This is a genomic window from Clostridium sp. HV4-5-A1G (assembly GCF_900184915.1).
Lineage (GTDB): Bacteria > Bacillota > Clostridia > Clostridiales > Clostridiaceae > Clostridium_B > Clostridium_B aromativorans.
On the sequence record NZ_FXYI02000289.1, the window covers coordinates 1 to 2,622 of the forward strand.

Annotated in this window: 2 protein-coding genes; both read right to left on the bottom strand. The window is 33.0% G+C overall.

What is annotated here, in order from left to right; translation table 11 throughout:
- Nucleotides 1-251 precede the first annotated feature (251 nt).
- Entirely contained in the window at nucleotides 252-1,934 is a 1,683-nt protein-coding gene (locus tag J5G60_RS17825) for a MutS-related protein (RefSeq protein WP_150358657.1), read from the bottom strand.
- Between the two features lie 52 nt (nucleotides 1,935-1,986).
- On the bottom strand, nucleotides 1,987-2,523 hold the full coding sequence (locus J5G60_RS17830; RefSeq protein WP_150358656.1) for a flavodoxin family protein: 537 nt from the start codon (nucleotides 2,521-2,523) through the stop codon (nucleotides 1,987-1,989).
- Nucleotides 2,524-2,622 lie beyond the last annotated feature (99 nt).

The following is a 2,622-nucleotide window of genomic DNA, read 5'->3' on the forward strand; positions in this document are numbered from 1 at the left end:
TGCCAAAGAAAGCTGTTTATATGTTATCATAAATATGTAACTCCTTTCTGAGGTATAATGGTGATTTTGTTTCTTGATTCAATTCAATTTTACCATAAATCAGTGAGGAGTTATTTTATTTTGCAACAAAAAATATACCGCATTTATGCGGATTACAGCGTTTCGCAAACGCCTAACTAAAACCTATATGGAAAGGAGAGTATAAAATTTTTACACTCCCCTTTCCATTTTAATTTAATACAGTATAAAAATTATTCTACCTGCCATATTCCATCCTTTAAAAATTCTGATGCCTTTTCCTTAGCTTTTTCCACTATATCATCATTATATCCTAAAATCCCTAAGAGTTTTATTGCATTTTGAGTTTGGGATCTTCCTTTATGTATCTTATAGTCAAAAGATATAGTATTATCCACTATCCTCTCTTGAAAGTGATAGTTGGAAAAATATTTTTCAAGTATATATGTAAGTTCTACATCGTGGGTAGCTGCCACACATATGCAATTGTTTAAGGTAAGATATTTTAGTACCTGAGAAGAAGCCGCTATTCTTTCCACCGTATTAGTTCCCCTCAATATCTCATCTACAAAGCATATGGTTGGGACGTCATCCCCTATATTGTCTATTATTCTCTTTAGAGACTTTGTTTCTACTATATAATAACTTTCATTATTGAATATATTATCTTTAAGTGCCATAGAAGTGTATATTCTAAAATAACAGCATTTGAACTCCGAGGCCAGGCAAGTATATATTGTTTGAGCCAGTATAATATTTATGGCCACTGTCTTTAAAAAGGTGGATTTCCCGGAAGCATTGGATCCTGTAATTAAAATTGAATTGTCAATTTCTATGGAATTTGGTATCGAATTTTTTATAAGAGGATGCCTGAGTTCTTTAAATATACTGACTTGAGCCTGCTTTTTACTGCATCTAATCAATTTAGGCGTCACATAATTTTGCATCCTCTCTCTATATGATGCTATGGATATGCAGCTGTCTATTACACCTACGACCTCAAATATAGCTTCGAACTCACTGCTTCTTTCTATAAGCATATCGGACATTTTTTCATAATTTATAAGTTCCACCAGAAAAAACATTCCCATGTACTCTGTAAGTATACCTGAATCCGTAGCACCTCCACTCTGACTAAAAGCTGCATTTTTTATGCTTTTTATGCCCTTAAGAGCATATCTTAGTTTTTCATTATATCCCTGGAGTTCCTCCACCTGTTCCTTTAAAATCAACCCTGCATATTTGGCTATTTTGAGTATGTACATAAAAGCTTCAAATTTATGTACTATTTTTTTCTTCTCGCTGTAATGTTTATATATATTTACACCAAAAGATACCATGATTATAATCAATGCAGCATAGGGCTTGAAAAACAGCAGTACAATTCCCAAAATGGGTATTCCCCCCAGGATTCTATAGTAAATAAGATTTGATTTTCTCTCACTTTCTTTTTTATAAAAATAATCAGATATAAAACAGTTCCTATTTTTACCTAGCCTGGCAAGTATATACTGGATTTTCCCCCTTTCAATTGGGTTGTCCTGAAAAAATTTTATCAATCTGTCCCTATTTTTAAGTTCTCTCTCATCGTACAGCGGTTCTCTAAGCATGTTGTATAAAAATTGTTCACCGGGGCTGCTTTCCGTGGCGTTGATGTTTTTAAAAACATCATCCATACTCAGATCATTCCATGTAATTTCATCAATAAAAAAATCACTTCTATTTTTTTCCCTCCTGTTGTTAAAATACTCAGCAATGCTATTCATATCGTCATCATTGTATTTTTCATCTTTTTCTCTGCCCCAATTACTTTTTATTCTCTCCTTGATTTCACTGTCAGATTTAAAACTTGAATAAGCTGAAAACAAGGTGCTCACTGCTATGATCAACAGTATATACACAATGATAGCTGTCATAATCATTCTCCTTTAAAACATTATATATTGAGCTTGTGTCTATCAGTCACAACTATAAACCCGACCCTAAATTTCTTGCCATTTTCTGGTATTCACTATTTTCTACATCTTTTCTGCTGCTTGAACCCAAAACAAGAAGCATACCTCCCTCCTGCCAATGAAGATAATGACATAGTGAATGAAAATTCACTTTTAAAGTATCCATTGCCCAATTATCCTTAACTCCGCCAGCAGCAATTAAATAAAGTTTTTTTGACATCTTACGCAGTGCAGAATCAACAGAAAAAAATCGGTCAATAGTACGCTTAAGCTGTGCTGACATATTAAAATAATAGAGCGGTGTTACTAAAACAACAGCATGAGCTGTCAATAGATGCGGATAAACTTGTAACATGTCATCATTATATACACATTTGCCATCATTCTTAAGACAATGAGAACAGGCTATACACGGATGAATATCTAATCTTGCTGTATCAAAACGAACTATTTCATGGCCTGCTTCTTTTGCGCCATCACAAAACTCATCGGCAAGAAATGCTGTAGTTCCCTGTAAATGTGGACTTCCTGTTAAAACCAATATTTCCATCTTAATACCTCCTGATATGTTATATATAATTTTATTTTACAGTTTTACACAAAACAGCTTTATTTTATTATATAACTTATTATATAATATATATACCTT